Consider the following 19258-nt stretch of genomic DNA (forward strand, 5'->3'; position numbering starts at 1 on the left):
CGTGGGCCGGCGGGGCCGGCATGAATGAGGCGGAAAGGGGGGACGTGGGCGGGCCGGGTGGCCGGCGGTCAGGCGTCGGGTGAGGTCGGCCCGGCACCCTTGCCGGTGATGGCCTGCACCACCGTCCGCTGGTGGAGCACTCCGGTGACGGCGCCCGAACGGTTCACGACGGCGTACTCGTTGCCCTCCAGCCGCGCGAGGAACTGCACGAGCTCCTGCCCCTCGGCGGACTCCGGGACGTACGCGCCGGCGGCGAGGCGCCGTGCGGTGGCATGGACCGCCGTGTCGGCTGCGGCGTCGTCCGGGACGGCCAGTAGCGCGGCGTCGTCCACCACGGCCTCGGGGACGCCGGACGGCCCGGTCAGGACGACGGCGGTGCCCCGGTTCTCCCGGAGGATGCGGCGGACGGCGAGGACGCTCGTGCCGGCCGGCACGCCGACCGCGGGCCTCTGCAGGCGTCCTGCACTGATCGCGGGCAGGCGCAGGCGCATCCGGGCGTTCGTGATGGCGGCGGACGCGCCCATCCACAGGAAGGCGCCCATGACTACGGCGATGAGGATGAACGTGAGGTCGGGGCCGCGGCCCTGGACGAGGGGCACCGTCACCACGAGACCCAGGAGCAGGACGACGAGGACGCGTCCCGCCCAGCCGGCCGCCACGGTGCCCTTCTCCTGGCTCCCGGTGGCTCGCCAGACGGCGCTCTCCACGATGCGCCCGCCGTCCAGGGGCAGCCCCGGCAGCACGTTGAAGACCGCGACGAGCAGGTTCGCCCAGACGAGGATGATCGTCAGGAGGAAGGCGACGCCGCCCGGGGCCACCATCTGGAGGATCACCCAGCCGAGGCCGGCGAGCACGAAGTTCGCGGCGGGCCCCGCGAGTGCGACGAGGAGGGAGCGCCCCGGGGACGCGTTGAAGCTCGCGAACTGGGTGTGCCCGCCCCACAGGTTGAGCACGATCCGCGTGGTGGGCCAGCCGAACGCGCGGGCGGTGAGGGCATGAGCGAGCTCGTGGATGAGCACGGACACCGCGAGCAGCAGGGCGTAACCGAGGGCGACGGCGTATGCGCCGACGCCAATCCCGGGGATGGCCTGGCCGACGCGGGGCCCGAAGAGCAGCACGATGAACGCGGTGATCACGAACCAGGACCAGGCGAGGATCACGGGGACACCGGCGATCCGGCCGAGCGAGAGGCCCGGGCTGGTCTCCCGCTGCGGAGCGTCGTTGGGAGCGCTCACGCGACGTTCTCGCCGTCGTCGAACCGGTCGTCGGACGCGTCCCGGGCGGTGTCCCGAGCGGTGCCCCTTGCGGCGGGCAGCAGGGCCGCGAGGTCCGCGGGCGTCCGCCCGGCGAGCGTGTCCCAGTCGGTGCGGCGCGCATCGGGCGGAAGGAGCACGAAGTGCGGGACGGCGAGGGTGGTCAGGCCGGCCGCGAGGGCTGCGGTCACGCCGGGTAGGGAGTCCTCGATGGCGACCACGCCGTCCTTGTCCAGACCCGGGTTGTCGGCGGCCAGCAGGTCGAAGCCCAGCTGGTAGGCCTCCGGGTCGGGCTTGCCCTGGCTCACGCGGTCCCCGGTGACGAGGTGGGAGAACGTCCCCTCGGGCAGGTGCGCTGCAACCGCGCTCGCGAGGAGGGTCTCGGACATCGTGACCATGGCGCAGGGGACGCCCTCGGCGTGCAGCGCGGCGAGCAGTTCCCGCGCTCCCGGGCGCCAGGGGACGGCCCTGGCCACGTCGGCCGCCACGCGCCCGGTCAGGTGGTCGATGATCTCGCGGATGCCGAGGTCCACCCCGGCCCGCTGGAGCTGTCCCGCGGAGTATTCGAGGGCCTGGCCGACGAGCGCGGTGGCCTGCTCGTCCGTCCACGTGCCGCCGTGCGCTTCGACGAGTTCCGTCTCGGCCCGGATCCAGTAGGGCTCGGTGTCCACGATGGTTCCGTCCATGTCCCAGAGCACGCCCCGCAGGCCGCCGGAGTTCCCGGCGGAGGCCGATCGCCCGTCGTCGACCGCGTCGGGGGCAAGGAGGTGCATGCTGCCGGTGGGGTGGGTTGCCATGCCTCCAAGTCTACGGTGGCGGCCCGGGCGGACCCGCCCGTGGTGCCGTCGGGCGGTGCCGGGGTCCGCCTGACATCGCCGCGCACCGGGTTTAGGGTGAGAGCGTGGATAGCTTCGAGGAGAACCAGGCGACCGGCGTGCAGGACCTGTTCCAGGACGCCGGCGAGCCCGAGCGCAGGATCACGATCATGCTGGCGGCCTTCGAGGGCTGGAACGACGCCGGTGAGGCGGCCAGCGACGCGCTGAAGTACATGGGGCGCTTCTTCGGCAGTGAGCGCATCTCCACGATCGACGCCGACGAGTTCTACGACTTCCAGTTCACACGGCCCATGATCAAGCGGAACGCTGCGGGGCAGCGCCGGATCAAGTGGCCCAACACCCGCATCAGCAAGACCGTCGTGCCCCACTCGAACGTTGACCTGATCCTCGTCAACGGCGTCGAGCCGTCCTACAAGTGGCGTGCCTACACCGCCGAACTGGTCGCGTTGGCGAAGGAGCTCAATGTCGACTGCATCGTCCTGGTCGGTGCGCTCCTGGCCGACGTGCCCCACTCGCGGCCCATCCCCGTCACGGTCACGTCGGACGACGACGTCGTCCGACAGAGCCTCGACGTCGAGCCGTCCACGTACGAGGGGCCGATCGGGATCGTGGGCGTGCTCGCGGAGATGGGACTCCTCGCGGACATCCCCACCATGTCGCTGTGGGCGGCCGTCCCGCACTACGTGGGCCAGTCGCCCTCCCCGAAGGCGCAGCTCGCGCTCCTGAACAAGCTCGAGGAGATCCTGCAGATCGCCGTGGACACGCACGTGCTCACGGAGGAGTCGGAGGCCTGGGAACGCGGGGTGGACGAACTCGCCACGGAGGACCCGGAGGTGGCCGCCTACGTCCGCCAGCTCGAGGAGGCGAAGGACACCGTGGACCTCCCGGAGGCCAGCGGCGAGTCCATCGCCCGGGAGTTCGAGCGGTACCTGAAGAAGCGCCGGCGCGAGCAGTAGTCCGGCTGCCGCCCGGCCCTAGAGCCGGACGCCGAGCAGGGCGTCGACGACGTCCGCCAGTGCCCGTCCGTCCGTCCCGCCCGCGCGTGGCGTCGCAGCCCACGCGTCGATCGCGGCCAGCGCGGACGGCGCATCGAGGTCGTCCGCGAGGTGCGTCCGCACCTGCTCACGGAGGCCGACGACGTCGTCATCGGTCGCCGACCGCGCCGCGTCGCGCCACGTGGCGAGGCGGCGGATCGCGGCGTCGAGCACGCCGTCCGTCCAGGACCAGTCCGAGCGGTAGTGGTGTGCGAGGATCGCGAGGCGGATGGCCGCCGGATCGACGCCCGCCCGGCGCAGCGTGGACACGAGGACCAGGTTGCCGCGCGACTTGCTCATCTTCCCGCCGTCGTAACCGACCATCCCGGCGTGGGCGTAGTGCTGCGCGAGGGGTGTGCCGCTGACCGCCCAGGCGTGGGACGCGCTCATCTCGTGGTGCGGGAAGACGAGGTCCGAGCCTCCGCCCTGCACGGTGAACGGGGACGGCAGGAACTGCTGGGCGATCACGGCGCACTCGATGTGCCAGCCCGGTCTGCCGTCGCCGAGCGACCCGGCGGGCCAGCTCGGCTCGCCGGGCCGTGCCACGCGCCAGAGGAGGGGATCGAGGGCATTGCGCTTGTGAGGTCGCTGCGGGTCCCCGCCGCGCTCGGCCGACAGCGCGAGCATCGTCTCGGCGTCGAGGTGGGACACCTGTCCGAGGAACCAGCGGGCGTCGTCGTCCTTGTCGAGGGCGGCCGCCGCGTCGAGGGAGAAGTAGACGTCGCCGTCGGGTTCCCCGCCCTCCCCGGGCACGGTGTACGCGAGGTCGCGCCCCACCAGCTTCTCGACGATCGGGACGATCCAGTCGATGGACTCGACGGCCCCGATGTAATGGTCCGGTGGCAGGACATTCAGGGCCTCCATGTCCTCACGGAACAGGGCGATCTGGCCCGCGGCGAGGTCCTGCCAGTCCACCCCGGTGGCGGTGGCGCGTTCGAGGAGCGGATCGTCGACGTCGGTCACGTTCTGCACGTAGCGCACCGTGGCGCCGGCATCACGCCAGGTCCGGTTGAGGAGGTCGAAAGCCACGTAGGTGGCCGCATGGCCGAGATGCGTGGCGTCGTAGGGGGTGATGCCGCAGACATAGAGGCTCTGCACCGAATGGTCGGCCAGGCGTGCGGACTCCCGGAGCGCCGTATCGAACAGGGTCATACCCGACTGGGTGCCGTCGAGTACTGGGACAGGAGTCGAATTCCACGCAATCACAGAATCAACTTTACGGGCCGCCGTCAGGCGCTGATGACACCGAAGCCCAGAAGCGCGTACAGAGCGAGGCCGAGCAGGATGCGGTACCAGACGAAGAGCCCGTAACCGCGCGTGGTGACGTACCGGAGGAACCAGCCGATGATCGCGAACCCGACCACGAAGGCCACCAGGGTGGCCAGGGCTGTCTCCCCCAGCCCGTACGGCCCGGTCTCGTCGTAGCTCTTCACGAGCTGGAACACGCCGCTGCCGAAGACGGCGGGGATGGCCAGCAGGAACGAGTAACGGGCCGCGGCCTCGCGGGTGTAGCCCATGAGCAGGCCCGCGGTGATGGTGCCGCCTGAGCGCGACACGCCGGGGATCAGCGCCAGTGCCTGCGCCAGTCCGTACAGGATGCCGTGCCGGTAGGTGAGGCTCGTGAGGTCGCGGGTCTGCCGTCCGACGGCGTCGGCGACCGCCAGGATGATCCCGAAGACGATCAGCATGGTCGCGACGATCCACATGCTGCGGAACGAGCCCTCGATCTGTTCCTGGAACAGGAGCCCGAGCACGACGATGGGTACGCTGCCGATGATGACCAGCCAGCCCATGCGCGCATCGGGGTCGTTCCGGGGCACCGTGCCCCCCAGCGCGCCGAACCAGGCCTTGACGATCCGGACGATGTCCTTCCAGAAGAAGACGACGACGGCGGTCTCGGTGCCCAGCTGGGTGATGGCGGTGAACGCCGCGCCCGGGTCCTCCGCGTTCGGGAGGAACTCGCCCACGATGCGCAGGTGTGCGCTCGATGAAATGGGTAGGAATTCCGTAAGGCCCTGGACGAACCCCAGGATGATCGCTTCTATCCAATTCACCCTTAAGACCCTAAGCCATGCCGCACGCCCCTGAGGTATCGCACCGGTGGCAGGCTTTAGGCTAGGCCTCATGCAACGGCGAAACGTGGGGATGAGCGGCCTGACCGTGTCCGCTCTGGGGCTCGGCACCATGAACTGGGGCCAGGAAGTGTCCGAGGAGGCCGCCCGGGAGCAACTCCGCATCTTCACCGACGCCGGCGGCACGCTCGTCGAGACCGCGGCGCGCTACGGCGAGGGTCAGGCGGAGGCGATCCTGGGTGGATTCATCGGCGACACCGTCGCCCGCTCGGAGCTCGTCCTCGTGGTGCAGGGCGGTACCACCCGCACCGGCAGCCGGCGCCTGGACGGATCGCGCCGGGGGCTGCTCGATTCGCTCGACGCCTCCCTGTCCCTGCTCGGCACGGACCATGTCGACGTGTGGCTCGCGCCCTCACCCGACCCCGTCGTCCCCCTGCAGGAGACGCTGAGCGCGCTGGAAGCCGCTTATGTGACCGGCCGCGCGCGCTATGTCGGGGTGTCCGACTACGCGGGCTGGGAGTTCGCGCGCGCGGCAGCCACGGCGTCCTTCCCGCTCCTGGTCAACGACGTCGAGTACTCGCTCGTGAACCGTGGCGCCGAGCGGGACGTACTGCCCGCCGCGGAGGCCTTCGGGGCGGCCGTGTTCGCGTGGGGTCCGCTCGGACGAGGCGTCCTGACGGGCAAGTACCGCGGTCGGATCCCCACGGAATCACGGGGGGCCTCCGACGTGTGGGCGCCCTACGTGGAGCCGTATCTCGATGGGAAGCCGCAGCGCATCACGGAGGCGCTGTGTACGGCGGCGCGCGGGCTGGACCTGCAGCCGCACGAACTCGCGCTGCGCTGGCTCCTGCACCGGCCCGGCGTGGCCGCCGCGATCGTGGGCGCCCGGACACCGCAACAGCTCAAGGAGATCCTGCAGACCAGCGGCGTGCCGGTGGCCGACCCCATCGCCGCGGTCCTCGACGAGGTCTCCGCCTGAGAGGAGGTCCCTGTCCGGGAATCAGTTCTCTACCTCGGCCTCCACGAGGTCCGTCGCATACTCGGCGCCCTCGTCGTCCTCGTCGTCGTCCGGTTCCTCGTAGATCTCGAGGGGGGTGATCTCGCCGAAGGCGTCGTAGAGTGCCTCCTCGTAGACCTCGAAGGCGTCGGCGATTCCCACGTACGCAGCTTCCACCGCCGGATCGTCCTCGCGCCGGCGCGACGCGGAGGCCGCAAGATGCTCTTCGAGGGCCGTCACGAGGGACTGGAGCGCGACACGCGGATCTATGCTCATGGCTAGACGTTATCGGTAAAGTGAACCGAATTGGAGGGAAATGCGAGAACATTTTGTGAACGCGACAGCCGTCCGGAAGCGCGATTTCGGACGGCAGTACGAGTACCTGGTCCTCACCGTGAACGCCGGCGAACCACTGCCGGCCGCGCGCAAACTCGTCGCCGAGCATGCAGAGTACGGCAAGTGGGAACTCGAGCGGAGCTGCATCTACATGGGCGGTGGCCGGCGGTACTGGCTGCGGCGGAAAGTGCTCCGCGTCGAGCGCACCGCCTGAGCCCGGCCGCCGTCGGGCGGACCGCGGTCCGTCAGGCCGACGGCGGTCCCAGCAGTGCGGTCGCGACCGTGGCCCGCGCCGACTCCTCCGTCGACGGATGGAACTGCCCGGCCAGCGCGTCGCGGTGGAGCCGTACCACCTCCGACGACGCCGAGAAGCCCGATCCCCCGCCCACGTGGAGCGCTACCGTGGTGGCGGCCACCGCGGCCTCCACCGCATGGGTCTTGAGCGTCACGAGGCGCGAGAACCACTGCGCCGGCTCCCCCGCACGTGCGTCGAGGTCCAGGGTGACCTGACGGAGTTCTGCCTCCACCCCGGTCCGCCGCATGGCGGGTCCGGCCAGCAGGTTCCGCAGCACGGGATCATCGGACAGCGCGCGGTCCCCCACGTGGCTGCGGCGCCGTGTCACCGCGTCCACCGCAAGGTCCAGGGCGCGGTCCGCGATGCCGAGGTAGACGGACGCGATGAGGGTCTCGAAGGCCGCGAAGATCCCGAAGACCAGCGGATCGGCGTTGGGTCCCACCGGCAGTGACCGGAATACGGCGTGTGCGGGCACGCGGACGTCCTCCAGGCGGGTCGTGTTGGACTGGGTGGCGCGCATCCCCAGGGGGTCCCAGTCCTCGAGGGTCTTCACCCCGGGTGTGCCGCGCGGGACGAAGGCGTGGAGGATCCTGTCGTCCCCGCGGCCCTCTCCCTCGATTTTCCCGAAGACCCCGAGCCGGGTCCACACGGGCGAGAGGCTCGTGAACACCTTGGTGCCGGTGAATGCGAAGCCGCCGTCGGCGAGGCGTTCCACGCGGGTCAGCGAGTCGAACAGGACGGCGTCGTTGCCGGGCTCGGACACGCCGAAGGCGAACACCTCGCCCCGCGCGGCGTCGTCGAGGACGAAGCGCAGCGAGGGGTCGCCGCGGTCCGCGAGGAGACCGGCGACAGCCGTCCAGACCAGGTGCATGTTGATGCCGAGCGCCGTGGCCGGTGCTGCCGCCGCGAGCCGGCGCTGCGCCGCGGCTGCCCGGACCATCCCGCCGGCGTCACCGGGTGGGGTGTCGGCCAGGAGACGCAGGTACCCGATGGCCGTGAGCTCGTCGAAGTCCTCGGCGAAGAAGGTGTTCGCGGCGTCGTAGCCCGCCGCCCGTCCCCGGAACCGCTCCAGCAGGTCATCCGGCAGGAGTTGGACGGTGCCGTCCGTCGTCGTCGTGAGGGTCATGGCGCCTCCTGCGGTGGTCCGATGTGGCTCAGTAGGTGGTCAGCAGGCGGGCGAGCACCTTCGCGCCGAACCGCAGCGAGTCCGTGGGCACGCGCTCGTCGACGCCGTGGAACATGCCGGTGAAATCGAGCTCGTCAGGTAGCTGCAGGGGCGCGAAACCGTAGCCCGTGATGCCGAGGCGGCTCAGCGACTTGTTGTCCGTGCCGCCCGAGAGCGTGTACGGGAGGACCTTCGCCCCGGGGTCCTCCGCGTGGAGGGCGTCGATCATCGAGTCCACGAGGTTGCCCGCGAACGGCACCTCGAGCGAAGTGTCCTTGTGCTCATAGTTCACCTCGACGCCCTCACCCGCGAGCCCGCGGATGATCTCCAGCACCTGGTCCTGCTGGCCGGGCAGCGTGCGCACGTCGATCAGGGCCTCGGCGGTCCCGGGGATCACGTTGTGCTTGTAGCCGCTCTTGAGCACCGTGGGGTTCGCGGTGTTCTGCAGGGTGGCCCCGACGAAGCGCGCCACGGTGCCGAGCTCCCTCAGGAGCACGTCCGGGTTGTCCGGGTCGAACTCGACACCGGTCAGCTCGGTGACGCCGTCGAGGAACTGCCGCGTGGTGGGGGTGAGCTCGATGGGCCAGGCGTGGTCACCGATGCGGGTGACCGCCCGCGCCAGGGCGGTGACGGCGTTGTCGGTGTTGATCTGGGAACCGTGCCCTGCCCGGCCGTGTGCCACCAGGCGCAGCCAGGAGATGCCCTTCTCCGCCGTCTGCAGGAGGTAGGTCCGCTGGCCGCCGATCGTCGCGGAGAACCCGCCCACCTCGGAGATGGCCTCTGCGGCTCCCTCGAAGACCTCCGGCTTGTTGTCCACGAGCCAGGACGCGCCGTAGGCGCCGCCGGCCTCCTCGTCGGCGAAGAAGCCGAAGATGAGGTCCCGCTTGGGCCTGATGCCGTCGCGCTGCATGGACCGCAGGACCGACAGGATCATGGCGTCCATGTCCTTCATGTCCACGGCACCGCGACCCCAGATCAGTCCGTCCTTCTCCTCCCCGCCGAAGGGATCGACCGTCCAGTCCTCCTTCTGGGCGGGGACGACGTCGAGGTGGCCGTGCACCACGAGGGCGGGCAGGGAGGAATTCGTTCCTTCCATGCGGGCGACGACGGAGGTGCGGCCTGGCGCGGCCTCGAAGAGCTGGGTCGGGAGTCCGACCTCCTCGATGAGCGCGGCCGTGTACTCGGCGGCCTTCCGCTCCCCCGGACCTGCGTTGTCCCCGAAGTTCGAGGTATCGATGCGGATCAGTTCCTGGCAGATCCTGACGACTTCATCTTCGGGTGTGATGCCCACGTGGTCCTCCTCGGTAGCGGTTGCGTCTCCAGCCTACCGAGCGCGTGTGTCCGCCGACGGCCGCCCTGCGCGAGGACACGAGAAAGCCCCTAGCCAGATTGCTCTGACTAGGGGCTTCACTGTGCGCGGAGGGGGACTTGAACCCCCACCCTCAATAAGAGGACTAGCACCTCAAGCTAGCGCGTCTGCCATTCCGCCACCCGCGCGGGTGGTTTTTCACCGTAGAAACCGGTGAAAGCAACGAGAAATACTCTAACACGGCACTGGCCCGGATGTTGAATCGGCGGGTGTCCACCCGCGCGGGGCGTCCTTGTCGAGCGGTGTCCGGGGTTAGACGGTCAGTAGCTCGCTCGCAACCCTCGCAGCGGCCCGTGTTTCGCCCGCATCCCCTGCCTATCCTGAAGGGATGACTGATGGGCGCCCGGTGCGCCTCGAGTGACGGGAAGGAACGCCATGGCCGACAAGGATTTCATCGAGACCGACCGGGGGCGGGACGGGAAGCCGGACGCGAAGCGCGACCAGCAGCAGCATGCCCTGACCTGCGACGCCATGAAGCGTGCCAACATCTCCGTCGACGACCTTTGGGAGCACTACTCCAGCATGGGTGGAGGCGTGGACGAGTACGAAGTCGCCGCCTACCTGAACGGACTGATCGATCTCCCGGAAGTGGAGCGGGACTGCATCTCGCAGGCCGTCAACGAACTGTACGACGACCTCTGCCGCCAGCAGGGCGCCCCGTACAGCTCCGGGCACCTCCAGCACGGCGCTGACTGAGGTCAGGACGGTGACGCCCGCGCGATCAGGGCGAGATGCTCCTGTAGACAAGGGCATCGGTCAAACAACTCAAGCTGACGCCGCAGGGCCTCCGTCGCCGTGCCCTACCCGGTCGTGCGCGCCGCCGGGTCCAGGCACCCGCCGCCGGTCCTGCGTTCCGTCTGTTCCAGGCGCGCGGCAATGGCCCCGACGGCGACGGCGACCTCGTGGAACGACGTCGACAGGGGCGAGAGGCCGAGCCTGATCCCGTTGGGATTGCGGTAGTCGGGGATGACGCCGTCCTGCCACAGCTCCGGCACCATCCCGGCGAACTCCGGATGGTCGACGGTGATGTGGCCGCCGCGGTCCGCCGCGGCGCGCGGCGACGCGAGGACCACCCCGTACGGCACCAGGACGGCGTCGACGGCGTCGACGGCGAAGGCGGTCAGCTCCTCCGACTTCGCCCGCACGGCCGGCATCCCGACGTCCTCGAGGAGGGCGAGCATGTCCCGCATCGGGAGCATGCCGAGGATGGGGGGTGTTCCCGAGACCAGGCGTCGGACGCCGTCGGCGGGCTGGTAGGCGGAGCCCATGGCGAAGGGGTTCGCGCTGCCCAGCCAGCCGAGGATCGGCTGGTCGAGGGTCGGCAGGTGCCGCTGCGCCACGTACGCCCAGGCCGGAGCACCCGGTCCGCCGTTGAGGTACTTGTAGCTGCAGCCCGCCGCGAAGTCGACGTCCCAGGCATCGAGGTCCGCCGGAACGGACCCGACGGAGTGGCTGAGGTCCCAGAGGACGAGGGCGCCGGCGTCGTGGGCGATCCTCGTGATGGCGGGGACGTCGGCGATGAACCCGGAGCGGTAGGCGACATGGCTGAGCAGCACGAGGGCCGTCTCGGGTCCGACGACGGCGGCGACATCCGCGGGCGTCGCCCCGCCGTCGTACGCGACGTCGATCCACCGAAGGGTCAGGCCGCGCTCGCGTGCGATCCCCTCGACGATGAACCGGTCCGTCGGGAAGTTGTCGCGGTCGATGACGATCTCGGTCCGGCCGGGGCGGGCCGCCACCGCCGCGCGTGCGAGCTTGTAGAGGATGACACTCGTCGAATCGGCCACCACGCACTGGCCCGCCGCCGCACCGAGTGCCACCTGCCCCAGCTGGTCGCCGATCCGTTCCGCCAGCCCCAGCCACCCCTCGTCCCAGCCGCGGATCAGCCGGCCGCCCCACTGGTCGCGGACGAACGAGGCCAGGCCGTCCGCAGTCACGAGCAGCGGGCGGCCGAGGGAGTTGCCGTCGAGATAGGAGAGCACGGAGGCGTCCTCCGTGCCGAGGAACAGCGCGCGGTGCCCTCCGAGGGGGTCCGCGGCGTCGAGCTCCGCCGCGCGGGTGAAGAGGTCGAAGCCGGTCATGCGCCCAGTCTAGGGGCGGTTTGTCACGAACCCGGACGAACGGCACACGGGCGGTCCCCCGGCAGGGGAACCGCCCGTGTGCCTGATGTCTGCTGGACTACCGGCTGGCCGCCGTGGAGTAGGCGGACTGGATGGAGCTGCCGAAGTACGGACCGTACATCACGTTGGCCTGGGTGTTGTAGCCGAAGCTGTTGACCGAGTTCTGCGTCCCGGTGGAACCCGAACCGACGAACCACGGGCCGCCCGAGGAACCACCGGTCATGTCGCAGGGGATGCCCTGCGACAGGGTGCCGCCGATGCGGTCAGCGGACGCCTTCCCGTAGCAGCTGTAGAGGCGCTCGCCGTTGAACGGTGAGGCGGCGGGGTAGCCGTAGGCGCTGTAGGTGAGCCCGCGCGACATGTTGAAGCCGATGCTCGACGCGCCCACGGTGGCGGCGAGCGTCCTGCCGTTGAGCGTGTTCATGACGGCGAAGGCGCCGTCATAGCTGATGTCGTTGCGGGTCACCCATTCGCTGGTCGACACCAGCGACCGGGCCGTGAACTTGCCGTAGGGTGCGGCGCCGTTGTTGTAGGCGGGGACGAAGACGAAGTTCGTGGCCCACCCGGTCGCGAGATCGTGCATGCAGTGTCCTGCGGTGGCGACGAGGCTCTGGTTCCCGCTCTGGACCGAGTTGCCGGAGCAAACGTAGTTCTGTCCGCCCTGGGTGAAGAACACCTTGCCGATGCGGGGAACCGTGGACTGGGCGGTGGCACGCGTCTCCGCGACGGGCTTGGTGGGCGCCTTCGTCACCGACTGCTCCCCCGCCTTCGGCATCACCGAGCGGCCCTCGGCGGCCCAGCCGGAGTTGATCGTGGTGGCGGGCTTGGCGTTCTTCATCCTGTCCGGCGTCCAGTAGGCGTCGAGGGCCGCCTGGCCCTGGTTCTGCGCGTGGGACACGGTGGCGGCGTCGGCGGGGGGCGCCGCCGGTGCTGCCTGGACCGGACCTGCTGCCATCATCGCCGATGCCATCAGGGTCGATGCGGCGATCAGCCCTGCTTTGAGACCTCGAGAGTTCACGAAACTCCTCATTTCCTACAGTGTGGGCCAGCCGTCGGGGGCTGGTAGTCGGAGTCTGCCCCGACCACACGGCGCCTGCCCAGCGGAAAGGACGGGTTCGGAAGAATTGCCCCCGAAAATCGCCGTGCGTCTGGACAGGCACCGGTCGGCATGCAACTATTCCGCGCGCACCCAGCCGGTGAAGTGGGGGCGGCGGCGCGTCGCGGACCATCCGACGACGTCCGTCCGGCGCACACCGTCCTCGTCACGCCGGGCGAACGACGTCGTGACACTCCCGGGCAGGAGCACGGGCGTGGCGAAATCGATGCGCCAGCGCAGGGCCCCGAACGGCGCTGGGGCGGCCTGGTCCACCATGCGGGCGGCCAGGTACATGCCGTGCGCAATCGCCGTCCTCATCCCGAGTGCCTTCGCCGTCAGCGCGCTGAGATGGATGGGGTTCCAGTCGCCCGAGACAGCGGCGTACCGTCGGCCCAGGTCCGCATCGAGGCGCCAGACGCCCGTCGGGGTGGGGGCGGTGAACACCGGCCTCTCCTCGTCCCGGCGCTCGCCGGAGCCGGCACCGTCGCGTCGGACACCACGCGCCAGGTAGACGGACCGGCCGGTCCACACACGTTCGGAGCCGGCGCGCACCTCGAGGGTGACGTCGACCTGCGTCCCGGCCGCATGCGGGCGAAGGTGCTCGGCCCAGGCCACGACGTCGAGCACCTCGGAGGCGTCGATCCGGCGCTCCTGGTGCACCTCGTTGCTGAGGTGCACCATGCCGAGCAGCGGCAGCGGGAAGTCGGGCCGCACGAGGACGCTCATGGCCACCGGGAACGCGAGCGTGTGGACGTAGGCGGACGGCAGGACGTCCCGCGCGGCGGACCCGAGCAGCTGCTGGAACCGGGTGAGCGCAGCGAGGTCCACGCGGACCCCTCGGACACCGTGGTGCACCGCCGGGACCTCGAGCGGGACGGTCGCCCGCCCGACCTTCCGCCGTACGGCCAGTGCGAGGGCCTGGCGGTAGAGCCCGGGCAGGGCCGGCACGCCCGGCAACGTCACCTCCTGACGGAGGGCCTCACTCATGCGCCCACCAGGTTCTGCCCGCACACCCGGAGGACCTGACCGTTGATTCCCGCGGCGGCGTCGGAGGCGAGGAAGGTGATCGCCTCCGCCACGTCCACGGGAAGCCCGCCCTGCTGCAGGCTGCTCAGCCGACGAGCCACCTGGCGGGTGAGGGGCGGGATCTTCGCCGTCATGTCCGTCTCGATGAAGCCTGGCGCGACGGCGTTGATCGTCCGGCCGCCGCCGTCGAAGGAGGTTGCCTGCGCGCGGACCATGCCGATCACGCCGGCCTTCGATGCCGCGTAGTTGCTCTGCCCGCGGTTGCCGGCGATGCCGCTCGTCGAGGCGAGGCTGATGATCCGCGCCGTCGAGGAGAAGACCGGCGACGCGAGGAAGTGCTCGTTCATGCGCAGCTGGGAGGCGATGTTGACGGCGATCACCGAGTCCCACCGGGAGGCGTCCATGTTGGCCAGCAGCTTGTCCCGCGTGATGCCGGCGTTGTGCACCACGATGTCGAGGGTGCCGTAGCGTCCGCCGACGTGCTCGAGGATGCGTGCCGCCGCGTCGGGGGTGGTGATGTCGATCTGCAGGGCCGTCCCGCCCACCCGGTTCGCGACCTGCGCGAGCTGCTCACCCGCGGCCGGGACGTCGACGGCGACGACGCGGGCTCCGTCCCGCGCGAGGATCTCGGCGATCTTCGCTCCGATGCCGCGGGCCGCCCCGGTGACCACGGCGGTTCTGCCCGACAGCGGCTGATCGGGTACGCCCTCCCCCGCCGCCGTCGTGGCGGCCGCGAGTCCTGCGATGCTCTCGGGCGGCGTCCCGGTCACCTCGAGGAACTGTCCGTCCACGTACGCGCTCCTGCCGGAGAGGAAGAAACGGAGGGCGCCGAGCGTCGTGGCGTCCGTCGTCGTGGCGCCCGTGCGCAGGATGATGCCGTTGGCCGTGGCTCCGCCGCGCAGTTCGTGGGCGACGGACCGGATGGCGCCGTCGACACCCTGGCGCGCCGCGGCCACCGCAGGGTCCGTGGTGTCCGCGGCGGAGCGGAAGACCGCCACCACGCGACCGCCCGGTACCAGCACCTTGGCCGCCTGCCCGAGTTCGAGCATGGGTGCCGCGAGGTCGGCGGGCGAGGCCGCCCGGTCCAGCACGACGACGGCGGCGCTGAGCTTCTCACCCGGCAGGACGTGACGCCGCACCTCCACGTCCCAGCTCAGGAGGACGTCGGCGAGCGCCTCCGCCCCGGGACCCGATCCGGTGACGAGCACGGGCTTCGGCGCGATGGACTCCCCCGGGGTGTAGCGGCGGAGTACCGAGGGGCGCGGAAGGCCGAGGGCCTTGGCGATCTTCCCGGGCAGGGGTGTGTTCACGAGGTCCAGGTAGTTGTCGGCCATGCCTACCTCGCCTCAAGGATCGCGACGACGCCCTGGCCGCCGGCGGCGCAGACGGAGATGAGGCCGCGTCCGCCCTGCTCGGAGAGGGTCTTGGCGAGCGAGGCGACGATGCGCCCGCCTGTGGCCGCGAACGGGTGGCCGGCCGCGAGGGAGGACCCGTTGACGTTGAGCTTCGCCCGGTCGATGCTGCCGAGGGCGCCGTCGAGTCCGAGGACGCGCTTGCAGTAGTCCGCGTCCTCCCAGGCCGCGAGGGAGCTGAGGACCGTCCCCGCGAAGGCCTCGTGGATCTCGAAGAAGTCGAAGTCCTCGAAAGTGAGGCCGTTGCGCTGCAGCAGGCGGGGCATGGCGTGGACGGGTGCCATCAAGAGGCCCTCCTCCCCGGTGACGAAGTCCACGGCCGCCGCTTCGGCGTCGACGATGTTCGCGAGCATCGGGAGGTTGTTGGCCCTCGCGTACTCCTCGCTGCCGAGCAGGACGACGGCGGCACCGTCGGTGAGCGGGGTCGAGTTGCCGGCGGTCATCGTGGCCGGGGTGTCGAGGCCCTTGCCGAAGACGGGTTTCAGGGTCGCCAGCTTCTCCAGCGAGGTGTCCGCCCGGAGGTTGGCGTCCTTCGTCAGGCCGCGGTACGGCGTCATGAGGTCGGAGAAGAACCCGCGGTCGTAGGCGTCGCCGAGATTGTGGTGGCTGCGGTAGGCGAGTTCGTCCTGCGCTTCGCGCGTGATCTCCCAGGCTGCGGTCGTGAGCGCCTGGTGCTCGCCCATGGACAGGCCCGTGCGGGGTTCTCCCGTGGTGGGCGCGTTGGGCGAGAGGTCCTTCGGGCGGAGCGTGGCGAGGGCCTTGATCTTCTGCTGCGTGGTCTTGGCCCGCGAGAGGTCGAGGAGCACGCGGCGGAGACCTTCGCTGACGGCGATGGGGGCGTCCGAGGCGGAGTCCACACCGCCGGCGATGCCGGAGTCGATCTGGCCGAGCTTGATCTTGTTCGAGAGGCCGACGACGGTTTCCAGGCCCGTGGCGCAGGCCTGCTGCAGGTCGTACGCGGGGGTCTCCGGGGACAACGCCGAACCGAGGACTGCCTCTCGCGTGAGGTTGAAGTCGCGGGAGTGCTTGAGGACCGCGCCGGCGGCGACCTCCCCGATGCGCTCGCCCTGCAGGCCGAAGCGCGCCACGAGGCCGTCCAGCGCGGCGATGAGCATGTCCTTGTTGGACGAGTAGGCGTAGGCGCCCCCGGAGCGGGCGAAGGGGATGCGATTGCCGCCGATGACGACTGCCGTGCGCGGTGTTTGGGCGGCGTTGTGCGGCCCGGCCTGATCTGCCATGGAAGTGCTCCTGGTGCGAGAGGGTGGATTACCGATACCTAGCGTACCTGATACGCTGGGTATCATGAAGCTTGCCGATGCCTTGAAGCACGCCTCCGGAAAGACTGCCGGAGGGGTGGCTCCCCTGCAGGACGGCAGATCCAGTCGATGGGAGGAGCACCGGGCCGAGCGGCGGCGCCAACTGATCAAGACCGCGAGGCGCGCAGTGGATGCCCTGGGTCCCGGGGCGTCCATGGAGGACATCGCCGCGGCCGGTGACACCTCGAAGTCCGTGTACTACCGCTACTTCGGGGACAAGACCGGCTTGCAGCGGGCGATGGCCGAGGTCGTCATCGGCCAGATGCAGCAGAAGGTGCTCGACGCGGCGAACGCCGCCCCCACTCCGCGGGAAGGCCTGTACGCCATGGTGCTCGCCTACCTGCAGATGGCCCGCACCTCGCCCAACGTCTACGCTTTCGTCACGCGCGTCGGCATCGCCGAATCCTCGGCGGCGTCCGCAGCGGCCGCCCCCGGGCTTCCAGCAACCGACGGCGGGCAGGACACCCTCGCCCACTTCCTCGCTGCGGTCACCGAGATGATCGCGCGTCCCATGCGCGGCTACCTGCTCTCCCCCGACCGGCCCTCGGCCCCGGACGACGCCGCCCCGGCATACTGGCCCGCGGCGGCGATCGGCATGGTCCGGGCCGCCGGCGAGCACTGGCTCTCAGCCCCCGACACCCCCGACAAACCGACCGAGGACCAGATGGCCCGGCACATCACCGGCTGGCTCTTCGACGGCATCAGCCGGTACGAGGCATCGGTGCCCCCGGCAGCCCCCCATCCCCCCACCAGCGCGAAGGACACGCCATGACCCAGACCATCACCCGGCCGCAGCAGATCCCCGCCACGGCCCCCATCACGGACGACGAGCAGGCCACCGTGGACACCGCCGAGCTCGGCGAACTGCTCCTCGGCCGCTGGGCGGACATCCGACGGACGGCGCGAGACCTCGCCGGCCGTCCCGAGGTCCAGAAGATCGAGGGGCTGACGCACACCGATCACCGGCTGCGCTGCTTCGACCAGCTCCACTACCTCGTGGAGCAGCAGGCCGTCCACCGCGCGTTCCCCGTGGCGCTCGGCGGCAATGACGACCACGGCGGAAACGTCGCGGGCTTCGAGGAACTCGTCGTCGCCGACCCGTCGCTGCAGATCAAGGCGGGCGTGCAGTGGGGCCTCTTCGGCTCGGCGGTCATGCACCTCGGCACCGGGAAGCACCATGAAGCCTGGCTTCCGGGCATCATGGACATGCGGATCCCCGGCTGCTTCGCCATGACGGAGACGGGCCATGGCAGCGACGTCGCGAGCATCGCCACGACTGCCACGTTCGACCCGGCCACCGACGAGTTCGTCATCGACACCCCGTTCCGCGCAGCGTGGAAGGACTACATCGGCAACGGAGCCATCGACGGGCGGGCCGCCGTCGTGTTCGCCCAGCTCGTCACCAACGGCGTCAGCCACGGCGTGCACGGCTTCTACGTGGAACTGCGCAACGAGGACGGCTCGTTCAAGCCCGGCGTGGGCGGCGAGGACGACGGCATCAAGGGTGGCCTCAACGGCATCGACAACGGTCGCCTGCACTTCACCGGTGTCCGGATCCCCCGCACCAACCTGCTGAACCGCTACGGCGACGTCGCCGAGGACGGCACGTACACCTCGCCCATCACCTCCCCGGGGCGCCGCTTCTTCACGATGCTCGGGACCCTGGTGCAGGGGCGGGTCTCGCTCGACGGCGCGGCGGTCGCCGCGAGCAAGCTCGCACTCACGGCCGCGATCACCTACTCGACGCAGCGCCGCCAGTTCAACGCGTCCTCCAACCTCAAGGAGGAGGTGCTGATGGACTACCAGCGACACCAGCGCCGGCTCCTGCCGCGCCTCGCCGCGACCTATGCCGCGTCTTTCGCGCACGAGGAGCTGCTCGAGAAGTTCGACGGCGTCTTCTCCGGCGAACACGACACCGACGAGGACCGCGAGGACCTCGAGACGCTCGCCGCCGCGTTCAAGCCCCTGAGCACCTGGCTGGCCCTGGACACCCTGCAGGAGTGCCGTGAGGCGACTGGCGGGCAGGGCTTCCTAGTGGAGAACCGGTTCACCTCGCTGCGCGCGGATCTCGACGTGTACGTGACCTTCGAGGGCGACAACAACGTCCTGCTGCAGCTCGTCGCCAAGCGGCTCCTGACGGACTACGCGAAGGAGTTCAAGGGCGTCGACTTCGGGGTCCTGGCCCGCTACGTGGTGTCACAGGCCGCGGGCAGGACACTGCATCGCTCGGGCCTGCGCCGCGTCGCCCAGACCCTCGCGGACACCGGCTCGGGCAAGAAGTCGGCTATCGCGCTGCGCGACGAGGAGACTCAGCACGATCTGCTGACCGACCGGGTGCAGTCCCGCGTCGCCGAACTCGCCACCGCCCTGCGGGGCGCGAAGGGGATGTCGCAGGAGAAGGCCGCCGCGCTCTTCAACGAACACCAGAACGAGCTCATCGAGGTGGCTCATGCCCACGCCGAGCTGCTGCAGTGGGAGGCATTCACGCGCGGCGTCCACCGGGTCACCGATCCGGGCACCCGCCAGGTACTCACCCGCCTGCGGGATCTCTTCGGCCTGTGCCTGATCGAGAAGGACCTGGCATGGTTCCTCATGAACGGGCGCCTCTCCGCGCAGCGCGCGCGCACGCTCGACGGCTACATCAACCGCCTGCTGGTCAAGATCCGCCCGCACGCCGTGGACCTCGTGCAGTCGTTCGGCTACGGCCAGGAGCACCTGCGCTCGGTGATCGCCAGCGGCGCGGAGCAGGAACGCCAGGAGGAGGCGGCCGAGTACATGCGGCGGCGGCGGGCCAGCGGGGATGCGCCGATCGACGAGAAGACGCTGCTGGCCCGGGACTCCCGGGAGAAGAAGGCGAAGCAGACGAGAAAGGCTCCGAGGCAGGCGTCGTCCCCCGCCGCGGGCTAGGGTGCGGCGCCCGGCCGATCAGCG

General features: G+C 70.4%; 18 protein-coding genes and 1 tRNA gene. 6 read left to right on the forward strand and 13 right to left on the reverse strand.

Annotated elements, in window-relative coordinates; translation table 11 throughout:
• Window positions 1-68: 68 nt before the first annotated feature.
• The gene (locus ACX80F_RS07935) at window positions 69-1235 is read right to left on the reverse strand and encodes a site-2 protease family protein (protein ID WP_459335840.1); all 1167 of its coding nucleotides are present in this window, start codon (window positions 1233-1235) and stop codon (window positions 69-71) included.
• Complete coding sequence (locus ACX80F_RS07940; RefSeq protein ID WP_459335841.1) at window positions 1232-2050, reverse strand: HAD family hydrolase; 819 nt, start codon at window positions 2048-2050, stop codon at window positions 1232-1234. Before ACX80F_RS07940 ends, ACX80F_RS07935 begins: the two co-directional genes overlap by 4 nt.
• 137 nt (window positions 2051-2187) lie before the next feature.
• On the opposite strand from ACX80F_RS07940, the gene ACX80F_RS07945 reads away from it, so the two are divergent.
• On the forward strand, window positions 2188-3045 hold the full coding sequence (locus ACX80F_RS07945) for a PAC2 family protein (RefSeq protein WP_459335915.1): 858 nt from the start codon (window positions 2188-2190) through the stop codon (window positions 3043-3045).
• 18 nt (window positions 3046-3063) lie between these two features.
• On the opposite strand, the gene mshC is transcribed toward ACX80F_RS07945, so the two are convergent.
• Both mshC and ACX80F_RS07955 read right to left on the reverse strand, forming a co-directional pair.
• The gene (mshC, locus tag ACX80F_RS07950; RefSeq protein WP_459335842.1) at window positions 3064-4329 is read right to left on the reverse strand and encodes a cysteine--1-D-myo-inosityl 2-amino-2-deoxy-alpha-D-glucopyranoside ligase; all 1266 of its coding nucleotides are present in this window, start codon (window positions 4327-4329) and stop codon (window positions 3064-3066) included.
• A gap of 23 nt (window positions 4330-4352) precedes the next feature.
• On the reverse strand, window positions 4353-5177 hold the full coding sequence (locus ACX80F_RS07955; protein WP_459335843.1) for an undecaprenyl-diphosphate phosphatase: 825 nt from the start codon (window positions 5175-5177) through the stop codon (window positions 4353-4355).
• A gap of 70 nt (window positions 5178-5247) precedes the next feature.
• Here ACX80F_RS07955 and ACX80F_RS07960 point away from each other — a divergent pair, with 70 nt between their 5' ends.
• The gene (locus tag ACX80F_RS07960) at window positions 5248-6174 is read left to right on the forward strand and encodes an aldo/keto reductase (RefSeq protein WP_459335844.1); all 927 of its coding nucleotides are present in this window, start codon (window positions 5248-5250) and stop codon (window positions 6172-6174) included.
• Window positions 6175-6195: 21 nt separating this feature from the next.
• Here the strand turns inward: ACX80F_RS07960 and ACX80F_RS07965 are convergent, their stop codons facing one another.
• Window positions 6196-6468, reverse strand: coding sequence for a hypothetical protein (locus ACX80F_RS07965; protein WP_459335845.1), 273 nt, complete (start codon window positions 6466-6468; stop codon window positions 6196-6198).
• A gap of 40 nt (window positions 6469-6508) precedes the next feature.
• Here ACX80F_RS07965 and ACX80F_RS07970 point away from each other — a divergent pair, with 40 nt between their 5' ends.
• Window positions 6509-6742: a DUF5703 family protein gene (locus ACX80F_RS07970; protein ID WP_459335846.1), complete on the forward strand. Its 234-nt coding sequence runs from the start codon at window positions 6509-6511 to the stop codon at window positions 6740-6742.
• A gap of 31 nt (window positions 6743-6773) precedes the next feature.
• Here the strand turns inward: ACX80F_RS07970 and ACX80F_RS07975 are convergent, their stop codons facing one another.
• The 3 genes from ACX80F_RS07975 to ACX80F_RS07985 form a co-directional block, all read right to left on the reverse strand.
• Window positions 6774-7949, reverse strand: a complete 1176-nt coding sequence (locus ACX80F_RS07975) for an acyl-CoA dehydrogenase family protein (RefSeq protein ID WP_459335847.1) — start codon at window positions 7947-7949, stop codon at window positions 6774-6776.
• A gap of 28 nt (window positions 7950-7977) precedes the next feature.
• Entirely contained in the window at window positions 7978-9279 is a 1302-nt protein-coding gene (locus ACX80F_RS07980; RefSeq protein WP_459335848.1) for a M20/M25/M40 family metallo-hydrolase, read from the reverse strand.
• 122 nt (window positions 9280-9401) lie between these two features.
• A tRNA-Leu gene (locus ACX80F_RS07985) sits at window positions 9402-9485 on the reverse strand.
• 247 nt (window positions 9486-9732) lie between these two features.
• Here ACX80F_RS07985 and ACX80F_RS07990 point away from each other — a divergent pair.
• Window positions 9733-10053 carry a hypothetical protein gene (locus ACX80F_RS07990; protein WP_459335849.1) on the forward strand — a complete coding sequence of 107 codons (321 nt, stop codon included), beginning with the start codon at window positions 9733-9735 and terminating at the stop codon, window positions 10051-10053.
• 104 nt (window positions 10054-10157) lie between these two features.
• On the opposite strand, the gene ACX80F_RS07995 is transcribed toward ACX80F_RS07990, so the two are convergent.
• From ACX80F_RS07995 to ACX80F_RS08015, 5 genes are all read right to left on the reverse strand, one after another.
• Complete coding sequence (locus tag ACX80F_RS07995) at window positions 10158-11438, reverse strand: kynureninase (protein ID WP_459335850.1); 1281 nt, start codon at window positions 11436-11438, stop codon at window positions 10158-10160.
• A 97-nt stretch (window positions 11439-11535) separates the two neighbouring features.
• Window positions 11536-12495, reverse strand: a complete 960-nt coding sequence (locus ACX80F_RS08000) for a trypsin-like serine peptidase (protein WP_459335851.1) — start codon at window positions 12493-12495, stop codon at window positions 11536-11538.
• A gap of 156 nt (window positions 12496-12651) precedes the next feature.
• Complete coding sequence (locus ACX80F_RS08005; protein ID WP_459335852.1) at window positions 12652-13560, reverse strand: MaoC/PaaZ C-terminal domain-containing protein; 909 nt, start codon at window positions 13558-13560, stop codon at window positions 12652-12654.
• On the reverse strand, window positions 13557-14933 hold the full coding sequence (locus tag ACX80F_RS08010; protein ID WP_459335853.1) for a 3-oxoacyl-ACP reductase: 1377 nt from the start codon (window positions 14931-14933) through the stop codon (window positions 13557-13559). The genes ACX80F_RS08005 and ACX80F_RS08010 overlap by 4 nt, the downstream gene beginning before the upstream one ends.
• Window positions 14934-14935: 2 nt before the next feature.
• Window positions 14936-16249 (reverse strand): acetyl-CoA C-acetyltransferase, encoded by a 1314-nt coding sequence (locus ACX80F_RS08015; RefSeq protein WP_459335854.1) that lies wholly within the window; start codon window positions 16247-16249, stop codon window positions 14936-14938.
• Window positions 16250-16313: 64 nt separating this feature from the next.
• Here ACX80F_RS08015 and ACX80F_RS08020 point away from each other — a divergent pair, with 64 nt between their 5' ends.
• Together ACX80F_RS08020 and ACX80F_RS08025 are read left to right on the forward strand one after the other, a co-directional pair.
• Entirely contained in the window at window positions 16314-17099 is a 786-nt protein-coding gene (locus ACX80F_RS08020) for a TetR/AcrR family transcriptional regulator (RefSeq protein WP_459335855.1), read from the forward strand.
• Window positions 17096-19234, forward strand: coding sequence for an acyl-CoA dehydrogenase family protein (locus ACX80F_RS08025; RefSeq protein WP_459335856.1), 2139 nt, complete (start codon window positions 17096-17098; stop codon window positions 19232-19234). The genes ACX80F_RS08020 and ACX80F_RS08025 overlap by 4 nt, the downstream gene beginning before the upstream one ends.
• Window positions 19235-19258: the final 24 nt, after the last annotated feature.

The organism is Arthrobacter sp. TMS2-4 (genome assembly GCF_054511075.1).

Excerpts from the sequence above, each read along its gene's own strand:
- ACX80F_RS07940 (WP_459335841.1), bottom strand. The coding sequence starts at position 2,050 with ATGGCAACCCACCCCACCGGCAGCATGCACCTCCTTGCCCCCGACGCG.
- ACX80F_RS07960 (WP_459335844.1), top strand. The coding sequence starts at position 5,248 with ATGCAACGGCGAAACGTGGGGATGAGCGGCCTGACCGTGTCCGCTCTG.
- ACX80F_RS07965 (WP_459335845.1), bottom strand. The coding sequence starts at position 6,468 with ATGAGCATAGATCCGCGTGTCGCGCTCCAGTCCCTCGTGACGGCCCTC.
- ACX80F_RS07970 (WP_459335846.1), top strand. The coding sequence starts at position 6,509 with ATGCGAGAACATTTTGTGAACGCGACAGCCGTCCGGAAGCGCGATTTC.
- ACX80F_RS07975 (WP_459335847.1), bottom strand. The coding sequence starts at position 7,949 with ATGACCCTCACGACGACGACGGACGGCACCGTCCAACTCCTGCCGGAT.
- ACX80F_RS07990 (WP_459335849.1), top strand. The coding sequence starts at position 9,733 with ATGGCCGACAAGGATTTCATCGAGACCGACCGGGGGCGGGACGGGAAG.
- ACX80F_RS07995 (WP_459335850.1), bottom strand. The coding sequence starts at position 11,438 with ATGACCGGCTTCGACCTCTTCACCCGCGCGGCGGAGCTCGACGCCGCG.
- ACX80F_RS08005 (WP_459335852.1), bottom strand. The coding sequence starts at position 13,560 with ATGAGTGAGGCCCTCCGTCAGGAGGTGACGTTGCCGGGCGTGCCGGCC.
- ACX80F_RS08010 (WP_459335853.1), bottom strand. The coding sequence starts at position 14,933 with ATGGCCGACAACTACCTGGACCTCGTGAACACACCCCTGCCCGGGAAG.
- ACX80F_RS08015 (WP_459335854.1), bottom strand. The coding sequence starts at position 16,249 with ATGGCAGATCAGGCCGGGCCGCACAACGCCGCCCAAACACCGCGCACG.
- ACX80F_RS08020 (WP_459335855.1), top strand. The coding sequence starts at position 16,314 with ATGAAGCTTGCCGATGCCTTGAAGCACGCCTCCGGAAAGACTGCCGGA.
- ACX80F_RS08025 (WP_459335856.1), top strand. The coding sequence starts at position 17,096 with ATGACCCAGACCATCACCCGGCCGCAGCAGATCCCCGCCACGGCCCCC.